3 protein-coding genes are annotated in these 3469 nt (G+C 72.5%); all 3 read left to right on the forward strand.

Annotated features, from left to right (window positions below):
- A partial coding sequence (locus PV721_RS42255) for a hypothetical protein (RefSeq protein ID WP_319734043.1) occupies positions 1-362 on the forward strand: 362 nt, incomplete at its 5' end.
- Positions 363-542: 180 nt separating this feature from the next.
- Positions 543-1127, forward strand: a complete 585-nt coding sequence (locus tag PV721_RS42260) for a hypothetical protein (protein WP_319734044.1) — start codon at positions 543-545, stop codon at positions 1125-1127.
- 31 nt (positions 1128-1158) lie between these two features.
- A partial coding sequence (locus PV721_RS42265) for a M48 family metalloprotease (RefSeq protein ID WP_319734045.1) occupies positions 1159-3469 on the forward strand: 2311 nt, incomplete at its 3' end.

Here is a 3469-nt window from a genome sequence, read left to right on the forward strand (position 1 = left end):
CACCCCGCCCCTCCGGCACGATCGTCCTCACTTCACCACCGGCTCCCCCGTCTCCCACACTGCCCAGGGGAAGAATCCCCCGGGAACTGGTGGGCGAATGGGATGGGGACGGGGTCGGCTCCGCGCGCCTCGACAAGATTGTCTTCAACGCCAACGGCACGGTGGAGCTGCACTACAACAACCGGCAGATCCTCAAAGGCCCCGCAGTCGTCGACGGAACCTCCATGACCCTCTACGTGACGGGCGGGCCGATCTCCTACGCACACTGGTCGATCGAGAAATTCGACGCCGGATACGGCTATACGTTCGAGAATCTCAAGCTGGACGGGGTCAGTTACGTCCGCCAGCTCAGCGGAGGCTGAAGCGGCCGCTGGCAGAGCACACACCGGACCCGATGACCAGGGCGCTCAACCGTCCCGATGGGACTCGGTCGCGCTCCTGTACGCCGTGCCGCTCATCTTGTACGACGGATGGGCGGAGTCGAGTCTCGTCGTGGCCCCCATCGAGGGAACGGGGGCTCAACACAGTGGAGGGATGCACTCATGGGCAAGCACACCGTCGGGCCGGGGTTCGTGGACGAGGAGCTGGTCCAGGACATCGCGCGGGCCGTGGTGGAACGGGCGGTGCCAGGGGAGCTCGCCTTGTTCCGGCGTCAGAGCAAGGCCTACTTCCGGGACCCCGAGGGCGAGCTCAAGGCCGCGCGCAAGAGCCTGCACGCCAAGCCGAAGGACGAAGCGCTGGGGTTCGGCGGCGGTGAGGTGGCCGTCGCCCTGGCCCCCTTCATCCTCGCCGTCGTTCAGGGGGTGGTGATCTCCTTGACCCAGGACCTGGCCACCACCGCCGCCGACCGCAGCCAGGAGGCGATCCGGCGGCGGCTGCGACGCGTGCTCCGGCGCCCGGAGCCGGCCGCCGCGGAGGCGCTTGCGGAAACATCCACGGAGCCGGACACAGCAACGGCCTCCGGAACCGATGCCGCCGCAGCCAGGCCCGCGCCCGACGTCTCGCTCTCCCCCGAGCAACTGGGCCACATCCGTGCCCAGGCGCTCGCGACCGCGCTGGAACTGGGGCTGGACGAGGACCGAGCCGTTCGGCTGGCGGACGCGTTGGGCGACGCGCTGACGCCCTGATCACCTGCGCCGACGAGAAGGGCCGAGAGCCTTGTCCTCGAACGACCGCCGCCCCCCGTCCGAGCCCCTGGATCCGTTCGTGCTGCCGCACGGGGTCAAGTTCCGCTTCGTCCTGCTCGTCACCGCGCTGATCGGGACGTCGGCCTTCATCTACAACCTGCTCTACTACGCCGTGGCACCCGGCGCCGACGACACCTTCACCGACTACCAGAGATGCATCTCGGCCCCGCCGGAGGTGGCCCCCGTCACGGATCCGGGCGCCTATACCCGCGGCGTCCTCTCCTGCACGGCGGCCTTCGAGCGCGAGAAGGCCTGGTGGATCCTGGCCGGCCTGGCACTGATGGCCGTCGCCGCCCTGGCCCTGTACTGGGCCTTCCCACGGCTGCGCACGTGGCGGGAACGGCTGGAGCCCCTCGAACCGGAGGACGACCCGGAGGACGCGGCGCTGGTCGGCGTCCTCGAATCTCTGGTGGCGGAAGCCGGGTTGCGCAGGGCGCCTCGCTTCCTCGTGGCCCGACGCCGCCCGGAGGTGGGGGCGATCACCTTCGGGCGTGTGGGCGACTACCGCGTGCGGTTGAACGGGGCGCTGCTCACCGAGGGCAGGCAGGACCCGGAGCTGCTGCGGACGATCGTGCTGCACGAACTCGGGCACGTGCGGAACAAGGACGTCGACATCACCCACCTGACGGCCGCACTGGCTCTGGCGTTCGTCCCCTTCGGGCTGGTCCCGCTGGCCGTCGCGCTGGCCGGGACGGATGCGCGCGACGTCCTCGGTGTGGGGTGGCGGGCGGTCGTACTCGTCGCCCTGGTCTGTGTCAGTGCCGCGGCGGTGCTGCGAGCGCGCGAGTTCGGCGCCGACGCCCGCGCCGCCGAAGTCAGTGGCGTCCGGACCGGGCTGCTGAGGCGGCTGAACACCCTGGCTGCGCGGGAGCCGCGCCGGCCCGGATGGTTGCGGCCGCTGGGTCTGCACCCCAGTGCGGAGCGGCGCGCCGCCGAACTCGTACGGCCGACGGCGCAGTTCCGGATCGGCTTCGGCGAGTGCTTCGCGGTGGGGCTGGCGGCCACGATCACCGCCGCCGGCCTGCACACGCTGCTCTGGCTCGGCTTCAACCACCTTGCCCCGCGCGACTCCCGCTGGCTCGTTGCCCTGGTGCTCGCACCGGCCGTCGTCACCGTCGTCGGCACCGCGCTGTGGCGCGCGACCATGTCGGCGAGGAGCGGCACGGCGCAGGCCCGGGACGGCCGCCCGCCGACGGTCCTGCCCGCCGTCGGACTCGCTGCCGGATGTGTGGCCGGCCGACTCGTGGCGGCGGAGAACGGAATCCTCCGGTCGGACCGGCTGCCCGCTCCGACCGTCACGGAGGCCGCGTGGTCAGTGGTGCTGTGTCTGCTGGTCGTGCTGCTCTTCCGGTGGATCGTGCAGGGTGCGACGGTCTGGCTCGCCCCCGACGGACGCCCGACGGGCCGGTCGTGGCCCGTGGGAGTGGCGGCGGCGGTGGTCCCGCTCGCGGTCCTGCTGGGCTGGTGGCTGCTGTTGTACGACCTCTCCGACGGGCTCGGAACCGTCAACGCCGAGCAGCGCGCCGGCCACCGGGCGATCGCCGCGGTCGCTCCCGTGGAGGCGTTCTGGCCGTGGGCCGCTCTGGAGCACCCCATGGCCCAGCACTTCTACGGGTGGACTCCCGCCGTCCTGGCCGCGGTCACGCTCTGGGCCCTGCCCCTCGCCGCGCTGTGGCGTCGCCGGGCGGCGGGGCCGTCGTCCCGCTGGGCGCGGTGGGTCGTCGTCACGTCCCTCGCCGGCTCGGCCGGCTTCGCCGTCGCCGTCCTCGGGACCCGGGCCTTCGTGCACCTGGGCGTGGCCGAGGAGCGCCGCCGGCAGGTTGCGTACGTCCTCGCGTTCACCCACTGGAACGTCGCCGCCGCCGTGGTTCTGCAGGGGCTGGTCGCGCTGCTCGTCACAGCGGGGCTGTACCGGGTCCATGGCCGGGTGGCGGTGCTCTTCGGGCTGATGGCGGCTTTCGTCACGGGCTGCCTCGCGACATGCGTCGTCTTCGCCGGGAGCGTGGTGGGCGGCTGCTGGAACGTGTTCTCACTGGTGCCCGGGCCCTGTGTGGTGGACCTCGAACTCGCCTCCGTGCGCGACACCTTGCTACGGGTGGTGGTGGCGGGGACCGCTTGTGGCGTCGCCGGGGCCGGGGCCGCGGCGGTGGCCGGCTCGTGGTGGGCCCCGCGCCGCCCGCCCGGGCCGCCGCCGGCGCCCGTACCGGTCTCCAGGAGGGAGCGGACCGTGCTCGGGCTGGCCACCCTGCTGGCCTTCGCCGTGGTGGCCACGGGACTGGCGG

The sequence above is a fragment of the Streptomyces sp. MB09-01 genome, assembly GCF_033794505.1.
GTDB lineage: Bacteria > Actinomycetota > Actinomycetes > Streptomycetales > Streptomycetaceae > Streptomyces.

Coding starts and splice junctions, on each gene's coding strand:
- PV721_RS42260 (WP_319734044.1), top strand. CDS start 543: ATGGGCAAGCACACCGTCGGGCCGGGGTTCGTGGACGAGGAGCTGGTC.